Annotated in this window: 21 protein-coding genes; 17 read left to right on the forward strand and 4 right to left on the reverse strand. The window is 61.4% G+C overall.

The window, feature by feature from the left end; genetic code table 11:
* Nucleotides 1-22: 22 nt before the first annotated feature.
* From GSQ93_RS22750 to GSQ93_RS22785, 8 genes are all read left to right on the forward strand, one after another.
* Nucleotides 23-1,501 carry a UdgX family uracil-DNA binding protein gene (locus GSQ93_RS22750; protein ID WP_158937898.1) on the forward strand — a complete coding sequence of 493 codons (1,479 nt, stop codon included), beginning with the start codon at nucleotides 23-25 and terminating at the stop codon, nucleotides 1,499-1,501.
* 251 nt (nucleotides 1,502-1,752) lie between these two features.
* The gene (locus tag GSQ93_RS22755) at nucleotides 1,753-2,628 is read left to right on the forward strand and encodes an AraC family transcriptional regulator (RefSeq protein WP_158937899.1); all 876 of its coding nucleotides are present in this window, start codon (nucleotides 1,753-1,755) and stop codon (nucleotides 2,626-2,628) included.
* A gap of 87 nt (nucleotides 2,629-2,715) precedes the next feature.
* Nucleotides 2,716-3,651, forward strand: a complete 936-nt coding sequence (locus GSQ93_RS22760; RefSeq protein WP_158937987.1) for a PhzF family phenazine biosynthesis protein — start codon at nucleotides 2,716-2,718, stop codon at nucleotides 3,649-3,651.
* Nucleotides 3,648-4,166 carry a RidA family protein gene (locus GSQ93_RS22765; RefSeq protein WP_158937900.1) on the forward strand — a complete coding sequence of 173 codons (519 nt, stop codon included), beginning with the start codon at nucleotides 3,648-3,650 and terminating at the stop codon, nucleotides 4,164-4,166. Before GSQ93_RS22760 ends, GSQ93_RS22765 begins: the two co-directional genes overlap by 4 nt.
* A gap of 78 nt (nucleotides 4,167-4,244) precedes the next feature.
* Complete coding sequence (locus GSQ93_RS22770) at nucleotides 4,245-4,997, forward strand: transporter substrate-binding domain-containing protein (protein WP_158937901.1); 753 nt, start codon at nucleotides 4,245-4,247, stop codon at nucleotides 4,995-4,997.
* Nucleotides 4,994-5,650: a glutamine ABC transporter permease GlnP gene (glnP, locus tag GSQ93_RS22775; protein ID WP_158937902.1), complete on the forward strand. Its 657-nt coding sequence runs from the start codon at nucleotides 4,994-4,996 to the stop codon at nucleotides 5,648-5,650. The genes GSQ93_RS22770 and glnP overlap by 4 nt, the downstream gene beginning before the upstream one ends.
* Nucleotides 5,647-6,375, forward strand: coding sequence for a glutamine ABC transporter ATP-binding protein GlnQ (gene glnQ / locus GSQ93_RS22780; protein WP_301952079.1), 729 nt, complete (start codon nucleotides 5,647-5,649; stop codon nucleotides 6,373-6,375). The genes glnP and glnQ overlap by 4 nt, the downstream gene beginning before the upstream one ends.
* Before the next feature lie 46 nt (nucleotides 6,376-6,421).
* Nucleotides 6,422-7,606, forward strand: coding sequence for a serine hydrolase (locus GSQ93_RS22785; RefSeq protein ID WP_158937903.1), 1,185 nt, complete (start codon nucleotides 6,422-6,424; stop codon nucleotides 7,604-7,606).
* Nucleotides 7,607-7,767: 161 nt separating this feature from the next.
* Here GSQ93_RS22785 and GSQ93_RS22790 read toward each other — a convergent pair whose 3' ends face one another.
* Nucleotides 7,768-8,478, reverse strand: coding sequence for a YrzE family protein (locus GSQ93_RS22790; RefSeq protein WP_158937904.1), 711 nt, complete (start codon nucleotides 8,476-8,478; stop codon nucleotides 7,768-7,770).
* A gap of 122 nt (nucleotides 8,479-8,600) precedes the next feature.
* On the opposite strand from GSQ93_RS22790, the gene GSQ93_RS22795 reads away from it, so the two are divergent.
* Nucleotides 8,601-9,029 (forward strand): response regulator, encoded by a 429-nt coding sequence (locus GSQ93_RS22795; protein ID WP_254073995.1) that lies wholly within the window; start codon nucleotides 8,601-8,603, stop codon nucleotides 9,027-9,029.
* Between the two features lie 14 nt (nucleotides 9,030-9,043).
* Here GSQ93_RS22795 and GSQ93_RS22800 read toward each other — a convergent pair whose 3' ends face one another.
* Entirely contained in the window at nucleotides 9,044-9,898 is an 855-nt protein-coding gene (locus GSQ93_RS22800; protein WP_158937905.1) for a phytanoyl-CoA dioxygenase family protein, read from the reverse strand.
* Nucleotides 9,899-10,209: 311 nt separating this feature from the next.
* On the opposite strand from GSQ93_RS22800, the gene GSQ93_RS22805 reads away from it, so the two are divergent.
* From GSQ93_RS22805 to GSQ93_RS22820, 4 genes are read left to right on the forward strand one after another with little or no spacing between them, the layout of a single operon-like run.
* Nucleotides 10,210-11,283 carry a fatty acid desaturase gene (locus GSQ93_RS22805; protein WP_158937906.1) on the forward strand — a complete coding sequence of 358 codons (1,074 nt, stop codon included), beginning with the start codon at nucleotides 10,210-10,212 and terminating at the stop codon, nucleotides 11,281-11,283.
* 28 nt (nucleotides 11,284-11,311) lie between these two features.
* Nucleotides 11,312-11,662 carry a non-heme iron oxygenase ferredoxin subunit gene (locus tag GSQ93_RS22810; RefSeq protein WP_158937907.1) on the forward strand — a complete coding sequence of 117 codons (351 nt, stop codon included), beginning with the start codon at nucleotides 11,312-11,314 and terminating at the stop codon, nucleotides 11,660-11,662.
* Nucleotides 11,659-12,912, forward strand: a complete 1,254-nt coding sequence (locus GSQ93_RS22815; RefSeq protein ID WP_158937908.1) for an NAD(P)/FAD-dependent oxidoreductase — start codon at nucleotides 11,659-11,661, stop codon at nucleotides 12,910-12,912. The genes GSQ93_RS22810 and GSQ93_RS22815 overlap by 4 nt, the downstream gene beginning before the upstream one ends.
* The gene (locus tag GSQ93_RS22820) at nucleotides 12,909-13,778 is read left to right on the forward strand and encodes a sugar phosphate isomerase/epimerase (protein ID WP_158937909.1); all 870 of its coding nucleotides are present in this window, start codon (nucleotides 12,909-12,911) and stop codon (nucleotides 13,776-13,778) included. Before GSQ93_RS22815 ends, GSQ93_RS22820 begins: the two co-directional genes overlap by 4 nt.
* Here the strand turns inward: GSQ93_RS22820 and GSQ93_RS22825 are convergent.
* Nucleotides 13,768-14,808 carry a LacI family DNA-binding transcriptional regulator gene (locus GSQ93_RS22825; RefSeq protein WP_158937910.1) on the reverse strand — a complete coding sequence of 347 codons (1,041 nt, stop codon included), beginning with the start codon at nucleotides 14,806-14,808 and terminating at the stop codon, nucleotides 13,768-13,770. The genes GSQ93_RS22820 and GSQ93_RS22825 overlap by 11 nt on opposite strands.
* A 198-nt stretch (nucleotides 14,809-15,006) precedes the next feature.
* On the opposite strand from GSQ93_RS22825, the gene GSQ93_RS22830 reads away from it, so the two are divergent.
* Genes GSQ93_RS22830 through GSQ93_RS22845 form a run of 4 tightly spaced genes read left to right on the forward strand, consistent with a single transcriptional unit; the run spans nucleotide 15,007 to nucleotide 18,651 of the window.
* The gene (locus tag GSQ93_RS22830; RefSeq protein WP_158937911.1) at nucleotides 15,007-16,017 is read left to right on the forward strand and encodes a sugar ABC transporter substrate-binding protein; all 1,011 of its coding nucleotides are present in this window, start codon (nucleotides 15,007-15,009) and stop codon (nucleotides 16,015-16,017) included.
* Nucleotides 16,018-16,026: 9 nt separating this feature from the next.
* Complete coding sequence (locus GSQ93_RS22835) at nucleotides 16,027-17,007, forward strand: ABC transporter permease (protein WP_158937912.1); 981 nt, start codon at nucleotides 16,027-16,029, stop codon at nucleotides 17,005-17,007.
* The gene (locus GSQ93_RS22840; protein ID WP_158937913.1) at nucleotides 17,004-17,810 is read left to right on the forward strand and encodes an ATP-binding cassette domain-containing protein; all 807 of its coding nucleotides are present in this window, start codon (nucleotides 17,004-17,006) and stop codon (nucleotides 17,808-17,810) included. Before GSQ93_RS22835 ends, GSQ93_RS22840 begins: the two co-directional genes overlap by 4 nt.
* A gap of 31 nt (nucleotides 17,811-17,841) precedes the next feature.
* Nucleotides 17,842-18,651: an SDR family oxidoreductase gene (locus tag GSQ93_RS22845; protein WP_158937914.1), complete on the forward strand. Its 810-nt coding sequence runs from the start codon at nucleotides 17,842-17,844 to the stop codon at nucleotides 18,649-18,651.
* 57 nt (nucleotides 18,652-18,708) lie between these two features.
* Here the strand turns inward: GSQ93_RS22845 and GSQ93_RS22850 are convergent, their stop codons facing one another.
* Nucleotides 18,709-20,412: a fibronectin type III domain-containing protein gene (locus GSQ93_RS22850; RefSeq protein WP_158937915.1), complete on the reverse strand. Its 1,704-nt coding sequence runs from the start codon at nucleotides 20,410-20,412 to the stop codon at nucleotides 18,709-18,711.
* Between the last annotated feature and the right edge of the window lie 162 nt (nucleotides 20,413-20,574).

Genomic DNA, 20,574 nt, shown 5'->3' on the forward strand with positions numbered 1-20,574 from the left:
CATGCTTCCGAGCGGACATTCAATGCAAACCATCGCCATAGAGAATACGTATCGCGCGTGGCGTGCCGCCGCGCTGCGGATGCTCGCGGCAAACGTGTCCCCGGAAGCCATCGACTGGCGGGTCAAAGACTTTGCGCATGGTGCTTCGAACGGTCATTTGGAGCCAACCAGCGGTTCGTTCGATTTCAACGCGAATCAGACGGGCGACGACGAAGCGGTGTCCGCGCCGCGTCCTGTCGACTCTGCCGGGCCGTCACTGGCAGTGGGCATTTCGAAAACGCTCGCGGCCCAACTCAACGATGCCGCGCTATATCGGGATCCGCTTCGCTGGGCGTTTCTGTATAAGGTCATTTGGCGATGGCACCAGGGCGATCGCGCCGTGGCATCGCCCGCCGACGTCGACGGTGCACGTCTGCAGCAAATGGCAAAAGCGGTTCGACGTGACAAACACGACATGATCGCGTACGTGCGCTTTCGCCAGTGCGCGCAACATGCCGCGGGCGAGCCGGAGTACGTCGCTTGGTATGAACCGGCGCACGACATCCTCGCGTGGGGCGCCGAGCAATTCGCCCAGCGTATGGGCCGCTCGACCTGGCTGATCGCCGCGCCGTCGGGCGCTGCGTCGTGGGACGGCGTCACATTGCACCTGAAATACGGTCGAGCAGAGCGCAGCGCGATTGCGCCTGACGCCGCCGAAGCGCTCTGGCTCGCGTATTACCGCAGCACCTTCAATCCGGCGCGGCTGAATGAGACGGCCCTGCATCAGCACATGCCGGTTCGTTACTGGAAGGGACTGCCCGAAGGCATGCTGATTCCATCAATGATCAGCGAAGCGAAGACGGGTGCTCGACGGCTTGCGCAAGCGAGCGGCATCGGTGCAATGGATGGAAAAGCCATTTCTGTCGATGCCGAAGCGGCGCAGCCGTCGCGAACCGCGCCTGGTTCGCTCGATGCGTGCCGCCGCTGCGAGCTGTGGCAGCACGCAACGCAGGCCGTGGAGGGCGAAGGTCCGGCGGATGCGCGCATCGTATTGCTGGGCGAACAGCCCGGGGACCAGGAGGACCTGAGCGGCAAACCATTTGTAGGACCAGCGGGGCAACTGCTTGACGAGGCCATTCAGCGTGCGGGGTTGCGTCGTAGCGATCTCTATCTGACGAACGCGGTCAAACACTTCAAGTGGACACCACGGGGCAAACGGCGGCTGCACAAAACGCCGGCGCAGCGCGAAGTGCAGGCTTGCGCTGTTTGGCTCGAACGTGAGTTGCAACGCGTTCGACCCGCTGTCATTGTCACGCTAGGTGCGACGGCGCTGGGCGCATTGCTTGGCGAAAAAGTCAGTTTGCAAGGGTATCTCGGCGATTCGTTCGAACTGAATGGCGTACGGGTGATCCCAACCTATCATCCGTCGTTTGCACTGCGCCGGGATGACGCGGGAGGACGTGAGCAGGTCACCCAGGCGATCAGCGATGCGTTGGCGCGCGCCAAAGACCTGACGGCTTAGCTCTCTGACCCGCCTGTGGGCGATCAGAAAAGCGTGCGACAGTGCTACAGAACCGAGGGCTGGTTTGCAAATAGCGGTGCATTCGGCCAGCATTGATGACGACCTGAATATCCCGCCGTATTTTGCGCTGTTATCCTTGCCAAATCCCGTTTATGCCGGGCCGACGCTGTCCCGACCACGTGTGCAATGCGGATCCATTGCAAAGCCGGCCACCGGTATGACGCCCATTTAATTTGCATGGGAGGTTCGCCATGCTGCGATCGTTCGACCAACTCTGTCAGCCGGCCGACAAGGGCCTGCTGGTCGCCGCCGACCACGGCCACGCGACGCTCACCGGCGGCGGCACCTACGCCATGCCGTGGCACTGGCACGATTGCCTGATGTTCATCCTGCCGAGCCACGGCGCCGTCGAGCTTCGGCACGAAGACCAGCGCGCGGGCACCTGGCTGTCGCAGGATCGTTTCGCGGTCGTGCCTTCGGGACGGGCGCATCAAACCCGCGCAGGGTTCGCCACGCACACGCATGTCGCCGTGTACGTGACCGACGACGCGCTGCAAAAACTCGATACCGGAATCGGCTCACTCGGCGAATTCCGCCGGCGCACGCGCGTCCCCCTCCTCGTGCATCGAACCCCCGCAATTCGTGCACTACAGGAAATCTCGCTGCGCAACGACATGGGGACCTATGGCGGCCCGTCGATCCGCCAAGCTTTGTCGTCGGCCTTGCTGATGCAGTGCATTGGCGAGGTCCTCGCTGGCGAGACGGTCCCGGGGGCTTCACCCCGAGAGCACGGCATGGCGCTGGTTGCCGAACTCGAAGCCTTCATTACCCGCCATGCCGATCAGGACATCCCGCTTGATGACCTGGAACAACGCTTCGGCATCTCCCGCCGTCACATTACGCGCCTGTTCCGCGAAGGCACCGGCCTCTCGATCGGTGAATTCCAGCAGCGCACGCGTTACGAGAATGCCTGCCGGCTGCTCGCCGAGACTGACCTGCCGGTCGGCGAGATCGCATTCCGCGTAGGTTTTGAAAGCGGCGCGGCCCTCGCGCGCGCTATGCGCCGGATTGGCGACCATTCGCCCTCGGACTTGCGTACCGGCATGGCCCGTTCGGTCAAAATGTAAGGCCCGTTCGAGCGCGCGGCGCCTTTTTGATCCCCGTAATCTGACCGGATGGAAACACACTCCCCGGTCAGCGGGGTTCATCCCGTCATGCCTCAACGCGACACAGCCCCACGCGCACTCCGCCACGCAGTCGAACTTGTCAGCGTGTTTGCCGCCGGTCCCGGCGGCGGCAACCCGGCGCCTATCGTGGTCGATGCTGCCGGCATGTCGGACGCGCACATGCAGGAAATAGCACGGCGCTACGGCCACGAAAGCGGCTTCGTCCTGCCGGCCCCGCCCGGCTCTGACTGCGATTACGAGTTTCGCTTCTGGGTCCCCAACCACGAGATGCCGATGTGCGGACACGCCACGGTCGGCGCGGTCTGGCTGCTCCATCAACGCGGGCAATTGCAGCACAACCGGCTGACCATCCAGACCCGCAGCGGTAAGGTCGGCGCTCGTATTACCGGGCAGACGGCCGAAGGCGCCGCGGTCGAAATTTCTCAACCCGCAGGCCGTATCGATGCATTGTCGGAGGCGCAACTCAGCCGGGACGAGATCCTCGATGTGCTCGGCATCAGCGCCTCGCAGCTCGCGCCGCTTCCGGTCCAAAATGCTTGCACAAGCCGCGTCAAAACGTTGATTCCGCTCGCGAGCACTGCTGACCTTGATAGCCTTCAGCCGCGCTTCGATAAAATCGAGGCGCTGTGCGAGCGAATAGGCTCTACCGGCCTTTATCCCTACGCCGCCTTCGACGCGGACCGGCAAATCTTCGACGCCCGGCAGTTTCCGCGCGCCTCGGGTTATCCGGAAGATGCCGCCACCGGAATCGCGGCCTCGGCACTATCTTTTGGCCTCCTGACCAATGGCCTGGTTGAAGCCTCCGAGCGGACCATCACGATCCGCCAGGGACGCGCGATGAAACGCCCGTCGCAGATCTCGGTGCGCTTCAGTTTCGACGCGGGCCTTGAGCGTAGCCAGCCCGACGGCTGCTGGCTCGGCGGCCCGGTTTCTTTCGAAGCGCACGCCGGAGCACCATCATGACGATCGATATCGCCGGCCGGCTGGCGCAACTGGGTCTGACGCTGCCCGTTGCGCCCTCGCCGCGAGGCGTCTACGTCGGTGCGGTGATCCACGATGGCATCGCTTATATCAGCGGCCAGGTCAGCCGTGTAGGCGACGAGATCATCACCGGACCCGTCGATCACGATACGCCGCCCGACGTCATCCGGCACGCGGCACGGACCTGCGTGCTGCGCGCCCTGAGCGTGCTCGTTGCAACGCTGCCGGCCGCGGCGGCGGTCGAACGCATCCTGTTCCTGCGCGGTATCGTCAATGCCGTGCCCGGCTTCGTGAACCACAGCCAGGTCATGGATGAAGCCTCGGCCCTCCTCCACGACATCTTCGGTGAAAGCGGCCGGCACGCGAGATCGGCGCTCGGCGTTGCAAGCCTGCCGGGCAACGGCTTGCTCGAAATCGAACTCACGCTCGCGTTGAGCACTGTGGTTCCACCCGTGCCTCACGACCGTCCGCGAGGACACATCGACACCCGGCAATAAAACACCAGCCATAACAAACACCGGACCGTCCTGGAAACGGCAGGCCCGGCTCGATTCCCTTACCGTGGAGGCAACACCATGAATCGCCGTCAACTGCTGCAACTCAGCCTGGCAGCCGCACCCGCCATCCTGCTGTCCCGTGTCGTCCAGGCTGCCGACTCTGAACTGATCGTCGGCTCCAACGTGGGCGCGCCACCTTTCGTATTCAAGCAGGGCGACAGCTATAGCGGCTTCGACGTCGAAGTCTGGAACGAGATAGCGAAGGGCATGAACCGCAAATGGCGGCTGCAACCCATGGAGTTCGGCGCGCTGATCCCGGCACTTCAGACCCGCAATATCGACGTGATCGTGTCGCAACTCTTCATCAAGCCGGAGCGCCAGCAGGTGATCGATTTTTCCGATCCCTACTATAAAAGCGGCCTGATCGCACTGACCCGCGCCGACAACACCACGATTCACTCCCCCGCCGATCTTGCCGGCAAACACATCGGCACCGAAACGGGCACGCTCGCGGTCGGATACATCAAGGATCACATCAAGGACGCCACGGTCGAGCAGCTGCCCAGCATCAACAACGCGTTGCTGGCGCTGGAAGCCGGCCGCACCGACGCGGTCGTCTACGACAAACCCCAAATGCTTTACTACGCCAACAACGCCGGCAAGAACAAGGTCAGGGTGGTGCAGCCGGCGCTGGAGGGCCTTGATGTCGGCATCGGCTTCCAGAAGGGCAGCCCGCTGGTCGCCGCGGTCAATGTTCAACTCGCCGCGATGAAAGCCGATGGACGGCTCCAGGCACTCGGCCGCAAATGGTTCGGCGAGGCGTCGTCATGACCTTTGACTGGGCGGCAGTCATTGCCGCGCTGCCGGACCTGCTGCAAGGCCTTCAGCTCACCCTCCTGATCGCACTCGCTGGCCTCGCCGGAGGCATCGTGCTCGGCATCCTCGCGGGCGTGGCGCTGACCTACGGCGGCCGGCTCACCGTCTTGCCGGCTCAGCTCTATGTGGCATTGATCCGCGGTACGCCGATCGTGGTTCAGGTGATGTTCGTCTACTTCGCATTGCCAATCATGATGAATATCCGTATCAGCGGGACGAGCGCCGCCATCATCACGCTGGTCGTCAACTCAGGCGCCTATAACGCGGAGATCATCCGCGGCGCGCTCGACGGCGTGCCGTTCGGACTCCGTGAGGCGGGTCTTGCGATGGGGCTGCCTTTTCGAACGGTGCTGCTTCACGTCATCACGCCTATCGCGTTTCGTCGCGCGTTGCCGGCAATGGGAAACCAGTTCGTCAACCTGGTGAAGGACACCTCGATCTTTCTCGTCATCGGCGTCGGCGAACTGACCCGGCGCGGCCAGGAAATCATGGCCGCGAACTTTCGGGCGGTGGAAATCTGGAGTGCGGTGGCGGTCATCTACCTGCTTGTGATCAGCGTGCTCGCGCTGAGTCTGCGAGTGCTTGAACGGAGAGTACGTCTGCCATGAGCATGATCGAATTTCAGCAAGCCTCGAAGCAATTCGGCGCCAACGTCGTTCTCCATCCGCTCGACCTCGCGATCGAACGGGGAGAAGTCGCGGTGATCGTTGGGCCATCCGGGTCCGGCAAATCAACGATGCTCCGCTGCATCAACGGGCTCGAAAAAATCAGCGGCGGCGACTTGCGTGTCGACGATCTCAGCGTGCTCGGCTCCGCGCGCGACATCAGGCGTATCAGGCTCGAAGCCGGGATGGTGTTCCAGCAATTCAACCTTTTTCCGAACCTCACGGCGATGCAGAACGTCATGTTCGGACCGATCCGGGCACGACGCCAAACGCGGGCGGAAGCGCGCGAGATCGCCACCGCGCTTCTGCATAAAGTCGGCCTGTCCGAGCGGATGAATCACTATCCGTCGCAGCTTTCCGGCGGTCAGCAGCAACGCGTCGCCATCGCACGGGCGCTTGCGGTCCAGCCAAAGCTGATGCTGTTCGACGAACCGACTTCGGCGCTCGATCCGGAACTGCGCCAGGAAGTCCTCAAGGTCATGCAGACACTCGCCAGCGAGGGCATGACGATGGTCGTGGTCACGCACGAAATGGGCTTTGCGCAACGCGTGGGTTCGCGCCTCCTTTTCATGGAGGCCGGCCGCGTGGTGCACGACGGCAAGCCCGTCGAAATGCTGTCGTCGCCGCCGGGAGAACGCTTTCGCGACTTTCTGCAGCACGTTAATTGATGCCCTCGTTTTTTCACGACCGCACGCAAAGGAGCCTGCAGGCAAGATGATCTCTTCACATTTCGAAAGCGACTACGGCTTTTGCCGGGACAGTGTCTGGCACAGCAACTGGCGTGAAGCCCCGTGGAATGTCTGGGCCTTTCGCCATGTCCACGAGCTGATTCCAACGGCGCGAATCCCGGCCACGTCCGGTCTCGCTGAGGAACCCAAGGTCGACGCCACCGCGTTGACCGAACACGAATTCGTGCTCGACGGCGAACGCCGCACGGTCGCCTCAATTTTGCGGCAGACTTCCACCGATGCAATCACGGTGATGCGAGGCGGACGTTTTATCGCGGATTTTCATGCGCCGAACTTTACCTTGCAGAGTCGCCACATCCTGTTTTCGGCGAGCAAGTCAATCGCTGGCTTGCTCGCCGGCATGCTTGTCGGCGATGGTCTTCTGGACCCCGACGCGCCGGTCGGGCATTACGTGCCGGAGCTCGCTCAGTCGGCCTATGGCGACGCCCGCGTCAGGCACGTGCTGGATATGCGCACGAGCCTCACGTTCAACGAAGACTATCTCGATCCGACGGGCGTTTATGCCCGCTATCGCCGGGCCGGCCTGTGGGACCCGCGGCGAGACGGCGAAAAACCGGAGACGGTGATCGGCTTCATTGCGTCGCTGCCCAAAGGCACGGGCGAGCACGGGGGTCCTTTCCACTACTGTTCTCCCAACTCTGACGTACTTGGTCTCGTGATCGAACGTGCCTCGGGCACACGCTACGCAGACTTTGCAGCGACGCGTCTATGGCAGCCGCTGGGGTTACGGCACGACGGTAACGTGACAGTGGATCTCGCCGGCACTGCGCGCTCGGGCGGCGGCGTGAGCATGACGGTACGCGATCTGGCAAGGATCGGCGAGCTGGTACGTGCGGGCGGTGCGGTTGACGGAAAGAGGCTGATACCCGCGGACTGGGTACACGACACGCTCACGGGCGGGAGCGTCGAAGCGTGGCAACAGGGAAGTTTTGCAGCGTGGTTGCCGAACGGCAAGTACCGCAACAAGTGGTACCAGGTCGGCAATGCGAGCGGAGCCTGCTTCGCGATCGGCATCCATGGCCAGTGGTTATACATCGACCCGTTACGAGAGACGGTGATTGCCAAATTCTCGTCTCAAGCGCAACCGGCCAATGACGATCTCAAGCGCCTCAACCTCGCATTGCTCGAAGCGATCGCGGCGATGACGTGAAGATCGATGTTCTTCAGGATTTGCGAGCATGAGCCATGCTTCCCAACGGTAGGCCGAGCGAAGCTTTTTCAGCAGCGGTCGCTTAGAAAAATCGGCCTGATTGCCCGATGGTAACAACGGGCCGGTCGAATCGACCGGCCCCCATTCAGCACGCGGTTAAATCAGGAAACCCTGCGCCGTCCCATGGCATCGGTCACTACAGCGTCATCGCGCGCAGATCCCCCGCCTTCTTCAAACGGCGGTTGATGGCGAAAACCCGCGCTGCCCGACACCACCGCGATGATCGCGCCCACCAGCAGCGCCGCAAACGAATACCACGTCGCGCGAGCAATGCCACGCGCAGCCGTTTGCGTCGCTTGCATCGCGTCCTGCTGCGCGTCGGCGCTGGTCACGGCCGACGCTCCCCCATCCAGCGCTGCCTGCGCCTGCTGCTTGGCGGACTCGGCGAGCGATCCGGTGCCTTGACCGCCTTGATTACTCGCCGCCGCCCCGACGTTCGCCGTGGCGACCGCCACATTACCCGCCACGCTGACCGCTCCGCCAATGATCGATGTCATGCCATAGAGCAGCAGCAGGGTCATCACGGCCCACGCGAGCAAACCGTGCAGCCATCCAAGCACCGGCGCGCAGCGTCCGGCGAAGTACGAACCGACAAACACGGCTAGCACAGTTGTAACAATCACCCACACGCCTGAGCCAAATCCAAACACGCGCCCGGGATTTGGCTGCGACATGGGCGCCAGAAGAGACGCGCCGATCGCGGTCCCCAGCACGCTCATGATCAGGTAAACGATCAGCGACAGGATCACGCCGGCTATGACCGCGCCCCACGAGATACGGGGCAAGCCATCTTGAGTAGTTAGGAGTCGCATAGGTGTCCCCTCGGAACGGGCAAGCGATTAGTGAACGAATTGCCGGCGCTGCTGCGCCGTGCACCCGCTCAGTGCAATCGCCGTTCCCACACTGTGGTGGAGGATCAAAGCTGGCATCTTCGTTGCAAGGTGTTCAGAACGAACGCGCGATCTCGTTCGGTTCAACCGCTCCCAAACATCCGCTTAATACCGAGGCAATCGTGCACATCCTGTTTATTGACGACCACAAAGATTCAGCCGACGCCTTTGGCGAAATAGCGTCCGGCCTGGGACACAAGGTTCAAGTTGCATACGACGGCCGCTCGGCAATGGCGTTGACCCAGGCGCAGAGTTTCGATGTCGTTTTCTTCGATATCGAATTACCCGACGCCGATGGCCGGGAGCTATGCCGGCGGGTACGCAATGAAGGCGCGTCCCGCGACGCGTGCGTGATCGCGGTGACCGGCAGGACCGATCTTCGGGACAAGGACCTTGAACCGTTCGATGGTTACCTGCACAAGCCGATCAGCCCGGCCACTTTGCAGCACGCGCTGAAATTCTCGGAAGGTTGAATCACCGCGTGGCGTTACCGCGCGGCGTTCTTGCGACCCTCGGCGTTTGTCGCAACGGCGATCGCGTCTAGATTCTGCGGGTACGCGAAGTTCAGGCCGAGCAACTGGCGCATTGTCGGGCTGGCGTTCTTGACGAACGTTTCGCCGACCATCGCGCGCAAGTCTTCCATCGGCTTGATGAATTTCGGCAGGTACTGAATTAGTACCGCGCTGCGATCCTGTGTGCTGTGGTTTGGCATGGCGCAATGCCAGGCCGCGCCGAAAAAAACAATGGCATCGCCCGGCTCTGCTTCCATGCGCTCGCAGCGCTCGAAGAAGGCATCACCCTCGCCGGGATAACGCAATTCATGCTGCGTGTGCGGCACAAAAGCCGTCGCGCCGGTTTGCGCCGTGAACGGATCGAGTGGAATCGTCACTTGCGCGTTGAGCGGAAAACTCGTGTTGATGCCGAGGGGAAATGTCGTTGGCGAGTGGAAATCCCAGTACGGGTAATCGATATGCGGCTCTTGTCCGGGACCGTCCGGCAAGATCCGGTTTGCCGCGATCGACCCCATGATGAAGTCGTCGCCGAGAAAGAGCCGCATGGCCGCAACAATATCGGGCTGCTCGGCCATCTCCGAAAATACATCGCCTTTGGCAAGCAGATTCCACACGCGCCGCTGCAAATGCAGCCGCTGATCTTCGGCCGCCTGCCCCTGGAAATGCGTGACTGTCTGCGCGCGGTCCTGCGAATGCGCCATCACCACGCGGCGCGCTTCCGCCACTTGCGCCGCGCTGAACACGCCGCGAATACGCACCGCGCCCGGCCCACGCAGCAGCGCTTCAACCACTCCCTCAGGCGTCACCGCACCCGCATCCACACTGTTCACAGCAGTCTCCTTGGACGAGTCAACGCAGCACTCCGGCTGCTAATGGACACAAGCATAGAAGGCTGCTCGCGGCAATGCAAAGAAAATTTCATGCGCCAATTCAGTGGAATTTAATTTCTATTTTGATAAACCATAGCCGACGCGGCCCACAGCCGCACTTGATGGAAATCCATCATTTTTTTGAGTGAGCAGCAGGCGGCAGTCATCTATCGTTCTCTCAACAAGAAGGCCGCCCGGCGGTTGAACCTGACGGGAAGCGCTCAAACATTGCTTGAATACTAGTTTGAATACTATTAAGCAGGAGACAACCCATGTCCTCGACACCCGACGTCAGCGGCGGCGATGCGGCCACGCCCGGCCTCACCGATCCAAAGCTCGATGAGCGTATCGGCCAGCAGTGGTATCAGCCGCGCATCCCGCGCGCCGTTCTGAAAGAGCTGATGAAACGCAGCGATGCCGAAGGCCTCCGCAACTTCGTGCCATGGTTATTGTTGCTGGTTGCGTCGGGTTGGGTGGCTGCATTGTGTTGGGGTACGTGGTGGGCAGTGCCGGCCTTCCTGGTCTACGGCACGATCTATTCGTCCAGCGACGCCCGTTGGCACGAACTCGCTCATGGCACACCGTTCAAGACCCGCTGGCTCAACGACGCCTTCTACCACCTGTCTTCGTTCATGACGATCCGCGAAGGCTACTGGTGGCGCTGGAGTCACGCGCGGCATCACACGCACACGTACTTTCAGGAGCGTGATCCGGAAATCCAGGTCGCACGGCCGACGCAGGTCTTGCCGATCTTTATCGATTTCTTCGGACTGCTGGGTAGTTCGCTTGAGATCCGCAAGGTCGTCCGGCATGCATTCGGCCGCGTAGATGCCACCACAGACGCGTTTCTCCCCGCCACCGAAAAACCAAAGATGATCTGGTCATGCCGCATCTATCTGCTCGTGGTTATCGGCACGATTGGATTGGCTATCGCGCTCCACAGCTTCCTGCCGTTGATGTTCGTATGGACGCCCCGTTTTTACGGCGGCTGGCTGCATCAATTGCTCGGCCTGACGCAGCATGCGGGCCTCGCGGTCAACGTGAAAGACCATCGGCTGAACACACGCACCGTGTATATCAACCCGGTCTACCGCTTTCTGTACCTGAACATGAACTACCACCTCGAACACCATCTCCTGCCCATGGTGCCGTTTCACGCGTTGCCGCGTTTGCACGAAGTCATCAAGGATCAGCTTCCGCCCGCTTATCCGAGCCTTTACGCGGTGTATCGCGAGATGGTGCCCGCGTTATGGAAACAGCGTTCCGAGCCGGGCCATGTGATCGAACGCACGGTGCCGGCTGAAAGCGCCCCGCACGGCTCATTCGCGACCCAGTCGGGCATCTGAAAACAACTCCAACAACCCGGAGGCTTTTGTGGCCGTTGAAACGAATGACATCGAATGGGTCGTCGCCTGCGCTGCCAGCGAGATTGCCGAGGAAGACGTAATCCGCTTCGATCATGCCGGCGCGAGTTACGCGGTGTATCGGATAGCTGAAGGTTTTTTTGCGTCGGATGGCTGGTGCACGCACGAACGCGCACATCTTGCCGATGGCTTCGTGCTCAATCGGGAAATTGAATGCCCCCTGCATCAGGGACGTTTCGATATCCCCACAGGCAAGCCCAAAAGCCCGCCCGTCTGCGTCCATCTGAAGACCTACCCGGTGCGCATTGAAGGCGGCGAAGTGCTGCTCGGTGTACCGCCGCCAGCCAAGGCAGCGTCATGAAAAACCGTCCTGCGATGGTGATCATCGGCGCCGGGCAAAGCGGAGCGCGCGCCGCCCATGCGTTGCGCGACAACGGCTGGGATGGTGAGATCACGCTGCTCGGCAACGAAGGGGTCGCGCCTTATGACAGGCCGCCGCTCTCCAAGGCCGTGCTGCTCGGTCAGAAAACCACCGCACAATGCGCGCTGTATGACGAGACGTTTTACTCAGAGCAACGCATCGACCTGCGTGTGAACGCCAGCGTTCAACAAATCGACCGTGCAGCGCGCAAGGTGATTTTGAAGGACGGGCATACCGTCGCCTATCAACGTCTGCTGATCGCCACGGGCGCGGCGCCACGGCGTCTGAGCGTGCCCGGTTCAACGCTTGAGGGCGTACATGTCTTGCGCACGGCAGCAGACGCGTCGAGTGTCGTCGGCGAGTTGTTGCCAGGACGGAAGATCGCGATTGTGGGTGCGGGGTTTATCGGGCTGGAGATTGCAGCGACCGCTATTGCAAGAGGGTGTGAAGTGATTGTGATCGAAGCCGCAGCGCGTGCGCTCATGCGCGCCGTGCCGGAGATCGTTGCGGCGTATCTGGTGGAAAGGCACACGCAGATGGGCGTGGACGTGCGCTTCGCCGTGCAGGTCGACCGGATCATCGGATCAAACATGAAACGCGTCGCGGGCGTGAAGCTCTCCGACGGCACGACCGTCACGTGCGATTGCGTGATCGCCGGCATTGGCGTGAAGCCGCGCACGGAATTGGCGGAAGCGGCGGGTATCGACGTGGCAGATGGTATTGCCGTGGACGACACGCTGCGCACCAATGATCCGCACATTTTCGCAGCAGGCGATGTCTGCTCGTTTCCGCACCGGCTGTTCCGGCGGCGCATGCGGCTCGAATGCTGGAAGAACGCGGAGGACCATGCGCGGATTGTCGCGCGCAACATGCTGGACCGCGGCGAGACCTATTCCGAAGTGCCGTGGTTCTGGTCCGATCAATACGACATGACCATCCAGATTGCAGGCATGCCAGCGTTCGGCGTCACTTCCGTCGTACGCGAAACGAGCGCCGCATCGCGAGTCTTCTTTGCACTGGATCGCGATGGCGTGCTGGTCGGCGCGAGCGGAGTTGGACAGGCAAGCGAGATCGCGCGTGACGTGCGAGTAGCGCAGGAGTTGATTGCGCGGCGCGCATGTATTGAGCCTTCATTGCTCTCGGATCGAAGCGTCAAGCTCAAGCCGCTGCTTGCCGTGGAGGCGCTATGACGCAACGGCTCGACATCTATCAGTCGCTATGGGCAATGGAGCGTCGTCACACCGACGGTCATGAGCGCTCTCTCGAAGACAACGTAACGATGATCGCGCAAGCGGGTTTCAACGGCGTCAGTGCGGGTTATGCATCGCGTGAAGACGTGCGCAGGTTTAGCGGTTTGCTAAAGCAGTTCGGTCTGCAAGCGGAAGGACAATGTTTTCCGCGCACGGTAGATGACCTGCAACCGATCCTTGAAATAGCCACCGAGTTCGGTGTGCATCACATCGACTTGCAACCGGATGTACGGCCGCGTCGACTGGATGAAGCGCTCAAGTTGATCGATGGATGGACGCGACTCGCCGAGCAAGTGGACTTTCCGGTGTATATCGAAACGCATCGGGACCGCATGACGACCGACCTGCATTTCACGCTCGATCTGCTCGATGCCCGGCCTGATTTGAAATTGCTCGGCGATATCTCGCACTATCTCGTCGGGCGTGAATTCGCAGTGCCTGTGTCCGATGAAAACCATGCGGACATGCACCGGATCCTCGACCACTCGTGGGCGTTTCATGGCCGCATCGCCAGCCGCGAGCAAGTGCAGATAGAGATTTCGTTCGAGCCGCACCGGATATGGGTGGACCTGTTTCTCGACTGGTGGCGATACGGCTTTGCATCGTGGCAACGCCGCGCTGGTCCCGACGACACACTGGTCTTCACGTGCGAACTCGGACCCAAGCCTTACGCAATCATCGGCCGCGATGGCAACGACACAACCGACCGCTGGACCGAATCCCTGCTGATGCGCGACTGGATCCGCGATCTATGGAATGGCCTGAGCCTCAAGGAAAAACCCGCGCCCTTAGCGCTTAGTCGCTGAGCGGAAGGTTTTCGCGCAACAACACCGTGACCGGAATCTGCTGCGGCAACGCCACGCCGGGATCGCGATGATAGTGCCGCAAGATGATTTCGATGGAACGCATGGCTTCGGCGGCCGGGTTCTGGTCGAGCACGGCGTCAAGCGTTCCTTCAATGAGCAAGCGGCGCGAAATGTCGTTGAGTTCGTGGCCCACGAATACTGTCGAACGAACGCGGTCGAGCGCCTGGAGTGCTGCGCCGACACCTTCGTCGCCGACTGAAATGTTGTAGATGCCGCGCAGGTCCGGATAGCGCCGGAAGGCGTCGCGAGTGAGGCTTTCGGTGACCGCCGATTGCTCGCGGCTCTCGACCGTCTCCACGATGTCGCAGTTGGGAAAACGCCGCCGCAGTACCGAGCGGAAACCGCTTTCGCGTTCTTCATGGCCGAGGAAATCATGCATGCCCGTCATCACGAGCACCTTGCCTCCCGCATCGCCGAGAAAGCGGCCCATGAGCTCGCCCGCGACGCGTCCAGCCCCGCGATTGTCGATCCCCACATAGGCAAGTCTTCCCGTTCCCGGCAGATCGCTGGCGAGCGTGACGACCGGCATCGTGCGGCTGACCTGACGCAACGCCGCCGTGATGTCGGGATGCTCATACGCGACGATGATCAGCGCGTCGGCCTTCTGCGTCGCGCGACTGATGGTCTCGACTACGCGCGCCGGTTCGAGGTTGTCGAAGTAGGTCACGGCGCAGATCACGCGCTGCGCCTCGAACGCCTTCTGGGCAATTTCAAAACCCTGCTTGAGATAGATGTAATACGGCGCAACGGGTTGTTGCAACAGGATGGCGATACGCAGCCAGCGGACGGACACCGCGTCGAGCGCCCGATCAATCTTGAGCTTGCGCGCCCATTCGAGTACGCGCCGCTCCTTCTCGCGCGAGACGCCGCCGCGACCGTTGAGCACGCGGTCCACGGTTGCCTCGCTGACGTCGGCGGCCTTGGCGATATCGGCCATGCTCGTTTTACGGCGGTGGGTCAGGTCGGGCATGGGCCTTACACGGTTTAGGAAAATGAACCACGGGACTGACCCGATGATCGCATCAACTGCACTGACCGATCAAGCGAGTGCATGAAGTGAAGCCCCAATAAGTCACCGGCCACGAACGGCGACAGCAGTACCCCGCACGCCGGCCTGACATTCGCACCGCGGATGCAGCCGCGCACGGGACATAACAGGAGACAGGAGATGGCCCGGAGATTCAGTACATTCCAAACGCGTTCGAAGTTCGCGATAGCCGCATGCATCACGTCCACGCTTTTCGCTGCGAGCGTTGCTCGCAGCGCGGAGCCGCTGAACATTGTGATGCTGACACATGGCGCGGCGACCAACGCATTCTGGCAGGCCGTGAAGAAAGGTTTCGACGATGCCTGCACGCGCGTTCAGGCACATTGCCAGATAGTCTTTACCCAAACCGACGGTTCGATCGAACAGCAAAGCGCAAACTTCCAGGCCGCGGTCGCGCGCAAACCCGATGCAATCCTGACGACCATTGTGGATGACAACGCGCTCACGCCGATGATCAACGACGCCCGCGCGAAGCACATCATTGTGATTGCTTTTAACGTCGATCAAAGCGGTGGCGCAGCGGGTGCAGCGAAACGGCAGGCGTTTATCGGCCAGAATTTTGTCCCGGCCGGGCGCAGTCTCGCGCATCAACTCACCAGCCAGTTTCCGAAAGACGGACCGATCCGCGTGCTGATCGGTGTCAGCGCGCCGGGGCAGAACTGGGCCGAGCAACGCGCGAAAGGCGTGATGGAAGGTCTCGATGAATGGAAGCGCGCCAATCCGACTCGCACCGTTGTGATCGACCGGATCGATTCGGGCACGGATCTCTCGGTGACAGGTGAACGCGTTGGCGCATATCTCACTGCGCACCCCGATACAACAGCGTACTTCGACATGGGTTTCTTCCATGCAGCAGTAGCACGCACATTGCAGGACCGCAACGTGCCGCCGGGCAAGGTGCTGCTTGCGGGCTTCGATATCGTGCCGCAAGTCCTGCAGATGATGAAGGCCGGTTACATTCAGGCCGAGGTCGATCAGCAACCGTATGCGCAGGGGTTCATGCCCGTGATGCAGGTGTATCTCGCGAAATCTTTCGGCCTTGCACCCACCGATATCAACACCGGCAATTCGCTCGTCATGCCCGCTCAGGCGGACTCGGTCATCGCGCTCTCGCAACAAGGCTTGCGCTAGGAGATTCGCATGAAAAAGCTGCTCAAGATCTATCTGCAGAAGCCGGAATTGGCGGGCATCGTATTGCTCGCGGTGTTGATCGGCTTGTTCCAGGTGCGCTCGCAGATGATATTTCTCAGCGCCGAAAATATCCGTGGCGTGCTTGGCGTGTTGCCTGAAGTAGGACTGGTGGCTATAGGCGTGACGCTGCTGATGATCTGCGGTGAGTTCGATTTATCGGTGGGATCGGTTTTTGCGCTCACACCGATGTCGATCACACTGTTGATGAATGCCGGCGTGCCATTCTGGCCGGCATTTTTTATCGGGCTGGTGGTAGCCGCGTGCGTGGGACTCGCGAACGGATTGATCACACTGGTCTTCAACATACCGAGCTTCATCACGACGCTCGGCATGTTGTTCATCGTGCGATCACTGACCGTCGTGCTATCCGGTGGCTTTCCGCCAAATCTGCCGATCGAACGAATGCCCGCGCAGCTTTTCGTGAGTTTCATCGGGCCGGAGGGATTGTTTCGCGCGTCGTTTCTTTGGTTCATCGCCATTGGTGCGGCGGCGGCATTCTTGCTGTCCGCGACCAATCTTGGGAACTGGATGAAAGCGACCGGCGGCTTCCTTGAAGCGTCCATATCGAGCGGTGTGCCGGCGCGGCGCGTGAAGCTGTTCTCCTTCGTGCTGTGCTCGGTGCTTGCCGGTTTCGCCGGCTTGATCCAGGTGCTACGGCTAGGCGCGGCGCTTCCTTCAATAGGCGATGGTCTTGAGCTGCAAGCAGTGGCCGCTGCCGTGATCGGCGGGACCGCGCTGTCTGGCGGGATTGGCAATGTGCTCGGTGCGGTGGTCGGTGCCCTGCTGATTCGCGTGATCGATAACGGCCTGGTGCTGACGCAAGTCGATGCCAACTGGTTCAAGTTCGCGGTTGGCAGCCTGACCATCTTCGCGGTCGTCGCCAACGCATGGATGCGCCGCACGGCTCGACATCTGAAGGTGCAGCTATGAACACACTCTCCTCCGCTGCTCACCCTACCGGTCTACGCTCGCATGAAGACACCACCGCCGACGCGCTGAGCACATCGACTTCGCTGATGGCCGTACGCAACTTGCACAAATGGTACTCCGGCGTGCATGCGCTCAAAGGCGTGAGCCTCGAATTCAAACGCGGCGAAGTCGTGGGTCTGCTCGGCGACAACGGCGCGGGCAAGTCGACGCTCATCAAGATTCTCTCGGGGGTGCATCGGCCCGATGAAGGCGAGATCCTGTTCCAGGGCCGGCCTGTGCGCATCCCCACGCCGAAAGCGGCGATGCAGTTAGGTATCGAAACGATCCATCAGAACAACTCACTCGTGCCGAATCTGTCGATTGCGCGCAATCTGTTTATCGGGCGCGAACCGCTGTTGTTTTCGCTGTTTGGCATTGGTCCCATGGACCATGCGCGCATGCGTACCGACGCCGTCAAAGCCATAGCAGATGTTGACCTGCATCTGCGTTCCGCAGAAGCGCTGCTAGGAGAACTATCGGGCGGCCAGCGCCAGGGCGTAGCGATTGCGCGCGCGATGCATTTCAAGTCGAAACTGCTGATCCTCGATGAACCGACGAATCATTTATCCGTGAAGGAGACGGACAAGGTGATCGGGTTTGTGCGGGGCCTATCGGCGCAGGGCATTACCGGCGTGTTCATCAGCCACAACCTGCAGCACGTGTTTCACTCGTGCGACCGGATTGTCGCGATGGCGCGTGGCGAAGTCGTGCTCGACCGGCCGGTGGCGCAGACGTCTATCGAAGAAGTGACCGAGATGCTTTGATCGAATCGACTACAGAGTGGAGAATAAATCGATGGGACAGTCCGACGGCAAGGTGGCTGTTGTCACCGGTGGTACACAGGGGCTTGGCGCGGCGATCGCGGCGCTGTTCGTTGAGCGCGGAGCGAGAGGCGTGGTTATTTGCGGGCGCTCGAAGGAGAAGGGCGAAGCGAAGGCGCGTGAACTGAGCGAGGCAAGCGGCGCAGACGTGCGTTATATGCAAGCGGATCTTTCGCAAGTCGACGATTGCCGGGCGGTGATCGCGGCGGCGGACGCGCGGTTCGGCCGTATCGATGTACTGGTCAATGCAGCGGCCGTGACTGATCGCGGCACGATCCTGGATACCGATCCCGCGCTCTTCGACAGCATCTTTTCAACCAACGTGCGAGCGCCGTTCTTCCTGATGCAGGAGGCCATTCGCGTCATGCGGCGCGAGCGCATTGAAGGGTCGATCGTCAACATCTGCTCGATGTCCGCGATGGCAGGGCAACCGTTCATTGCTGCGTATTGCGCGTCGAAGGGAGCGCTGGCCACGCTCACGCAGAACACGGCTTACGCGCTGCTGCGTAACCGGATTCGGGTGAATGGCTTGAATCTCGGCTGGATGGCGTCCGATGGCGAGGATCGGATTCAGCGGGAATATCACGGCGCGGCCGACGACTGGCTGACGCAGGCGAGTGCTGCGCAGCCATTTGGGCGATTGATCGACCCGCAGGAAGCGGCGCGTGCGGTGGCGTTTCTGGCGAGTGGAGAGTCAGGTCTGATGACGGGGTCGATGGTGAACTACGATCAATCGGTATGGGGTGCGTTCGACGACGCGCCGCATCCGGGAGTAGCGCTTTAGTGCACAAGAGCAAGCCAGCGGACTTGTTGCCCGGGTTCGCTGGCTTATGCGCCCTAGTCACCCGTTAAGCCTACTCCTGCGCATCTTCGAAAACGTGACCGTCTCAAACAGCTCATAAACCGCAGTCGGCGTCTGATCTGCCCCGACCGCGTGATAGTAGTTCATCGTAATGGTGGTCTTGCCGCCCGGCTTCCCCGGATCATGATCGAACACGGCAATGCCGTAACCCGTACCCGTATCGCGCTGCGCCGACCAAATCGCATCTTCCAGCGCATCGGCAGGCTGACGCACGAACGTGGTCGCCGCGGTCCCGGGTATAGGCCGGTTGGGCTTGGTGAACACCTTTGCCTGCACATTGCCGGTTCCGGTATCCAGCCCATAGACATCCAACGGCGCACTCGTGCCGCCACCGCCCAGGATCAGGTGGATCGTGCCCTGGCTGGTATCGAACGCGCCGTCAGCCGGATTCGACGTAATGACCGGACGAGGCTGCAGCGTATCCACCGGTTCGCCCGTCACGGCATCCGTGCCCGCATGATGATTGCACCCGCGCACGGGATAGCTGCGCTCGTAATCATGATCATGGCCGCAGAGTACGAGATCGACGCCATGGCGGTCGAACAAGGGCAGCCACGCCTCCCGGATGCCCTTGTCGGAGCCATTGCCAGTCTTCGAGGAAGTCAGCGCATCCTGGTGCATCTGGACGACGATCCAGTCGATATCCTTGTCCTCGGCCGCCCGGCGCAATGTCTCGCCTAGCCAGCGCGTCTGCTCACCGTGACTGTAGCCGCGTACATAGAGCGACGTGCCCGGGGCAATCGGCGGATTGCCGGTACTCGCCGCCGGCACCAAAGGATCCGGACCGGCGACGAAAGCTGCCGCGTCCTGGTAGACCACGTCATCCGCATCGAGCGACACGAACAGCACCGAACTCACACGGAAGCTATACCAGCGGCCGGGGAAACGCGTGCCATTCTCCGGCAACGTATAACGCGCCAGATACGAGTCAAGTCCCTGCTCGCCGTTATTGAATTCCAGCTCATGATTACCCGGACAAGGCATCCAGGGACGATTGGCCGCCGAGGTCTGCGCATTGTTGCCGAAGTCGCGCCATACCTCGGGCTGATGGGCCGGGTTCAGGTTGGCATAGCAGAGATCGCCGTTGAGCAAGTGAAACAGCGGCTGGAACCGCTCCACTGCCTGCACGGCGAAGCGGCTCTGCGGCGACGAGAGCACCCAGCCGGTATTCGGCGTGGCAAGGTCACCATAGCTGGTCCAGCGAAACGGAGCCCGGCCGTGCGGGGCAGTCTGGAAACTCGCCGTGAAGGGGTGGGCCGCATTGCTGTCGTTGTCGGCGGTGACTTCATACTCGTAGTTGACCGCGGGTTTCAGTCCATGGAGACGCGCGTGATACGTGCAGACAATCTCGCCGTTGAGTCCATCGGTATAAGTACGTTGTACGCCATGCACGGTTACCCGGGTCTCACCGGCACGGCCGAAGCGCACACGTGGATTGACCGCCGGGGCGAGCGAGGCCCACGAGATCACCACCTCAGCCCACGGCTCCTTGCCCCAGGTCAGGTGGATCTGCTCAGGCGTGCCGTCCGGGTTCACGGCAGCCGTAGCGGCCCGGCTAGCTGAAGCCAGACCGCCTGCAGCCGTTGCCAGTCCGGAAGCACCGGCAAGCTTGAGAAAACCGCGTCGGGAAACAGTCGCGCCCTGCTCGGCCGGAAGAAGATCGTCAATGTTCTTGTTCGACATGTCTGGTGTTCTAGTCCTTGAGAGGAAAAGCCAGCGAGGCACCACGGCGGCGCAGAGAGCAGACCGGCTCGAAGAACTGCATTATTGCCAGATGCGTTTACCGGGCCATGACATGGTTGCAGTAATTTGCTTTTGCCGCGAAATCTGTATTATCCCGCCAGC

This window comes from Burkholderia sp. S171, assembly GCF_009766085.1.
Classification (GTDB): domain Bacteria; phylum Pseudomonadota; class Gammaproteobacteria; order Burkholderiales; family Burkholderiaceae; genus Caballeronia.

Coding starts and splice junctions, on each gene's coding strand:
- GSQ93_RS22750 (WP_158937898.1), top strand. CDS start 23: ATGCAAACCATCGCCATAGAGAATACGTATCGCGCGTGGCGTGCCGCC.
- GSQ93_RS22755 (WP_158937899.1), top strand. CDS start 1,753: ATGCTGCGATCGTTCGACCAACTCTGTCAGCCGGCCGACAAGGGCCTG.
- GSQ93_RS22760 (WP_158937987.1), top strand. CDS start 2,716: ATGCCTCAACGCGACACAGCCCCACGCGCACTCCGCCACGCAGTCGAA.
- GSQ93_RS22765 (WP_158937900.1), top strand. CDS start 3,648: ATGACGATCGATATCGCCGGCCGGCTGGCGCAACTGGGTCTGACGCTG.
- GSQ93_RS22770 (WP_158937901.1), top strand. CDS start 4,245: ATGAATCGCCGTCAACTGCTGCAACTCAGCCTGGCAGCCGCACCCGCC.
- glnP (WP_158937902.1), top strand. CDS start 4,994: ATGACCTTTGACTGGGCGGCAGTCATTGCCGCGCTGCCGGACCTGCTG.
- glnQ (WP_301952079.1), top strand. CDS start 5,647: ATGAGCATGATCGAATTTCAGCAAGCCTCGAAGCAATTCGGCGCCAAC.
- GSQ93_RS22785 (WP_158937903.1), top strand. CDS start 6,422: ATGATCTCTTCACATTTCGAAAGCGACTACGGCTTTTGCCGGGACAGT.
- GSQ93_RS22790 (WP_158937904.1), bottom strand. CDS start 8,478: ATGCGACTCCTAACTACTCAAGATGGCTTGCCCCGTATCTCGTGGGGC.
- GSQ93_RS22805 (WP_158937906.1), top strand. CDS start 10,210: ATGTCCTCGACACCCGACGTCAGCGGCGGCGATGCGGCCACGCCCGGC.
- GSQ93_RS22815 (WP_158937908.1), top strand. CDS start 11,659: ATGAAAAACCGTCCTGCGATGGTGATCATCGGCGCCGGGCAAAGCGGA.
- GSQ93_RS22820 (WP_158937909.1), top strand. CDS start 12,909: ATGACGCAACGGCTCGACATCTATCAGTCGCTATGGGCAATGGAGCGT.
- GSQ93_RS22825 (WP_158937910.1), bottom strand. CDS start 14,808: ATGCCCGACCTGACCCACCGCCGTAAAACGAGCATGGCCGATATCGCC.
- GSQ93_RS22830 (WP_158937911.1), top strand. CDS start 15,007: ATGGCCCGGAGATTCAGTACATTCCAAACGCGTTCGAAGTTCGCGATA.
- GSQ93_RS22835 (WP_158937912.1), top strand. CDS start 16,027: ATGAAAAAGCTGCTCAAGATCTATCTGCAGAAGCCGGAATTGGCGGGC.
- GSQ93_RS22840 (WP_158937913.1), top strand. CDS start 17,004: ATGAACACACTCTCCTCCGCTGCTCACCCTACCGGTCTACGCTCGCAT.
- GSQ93_RS22845 (WP_158937914.1), top strand. CDS start 17,842: ATGGGACAGTCCGACGGCAAGGTGGCTGTTGTCACCGGTGGTACACAG.
- GSQ93_RS22850 (WP_158937915.1), bottom strand. CDS start 20,412: ATGTCGAACAAGAACATTGACGATCTTCTTCCGGCCGAGCAGGGCGCG.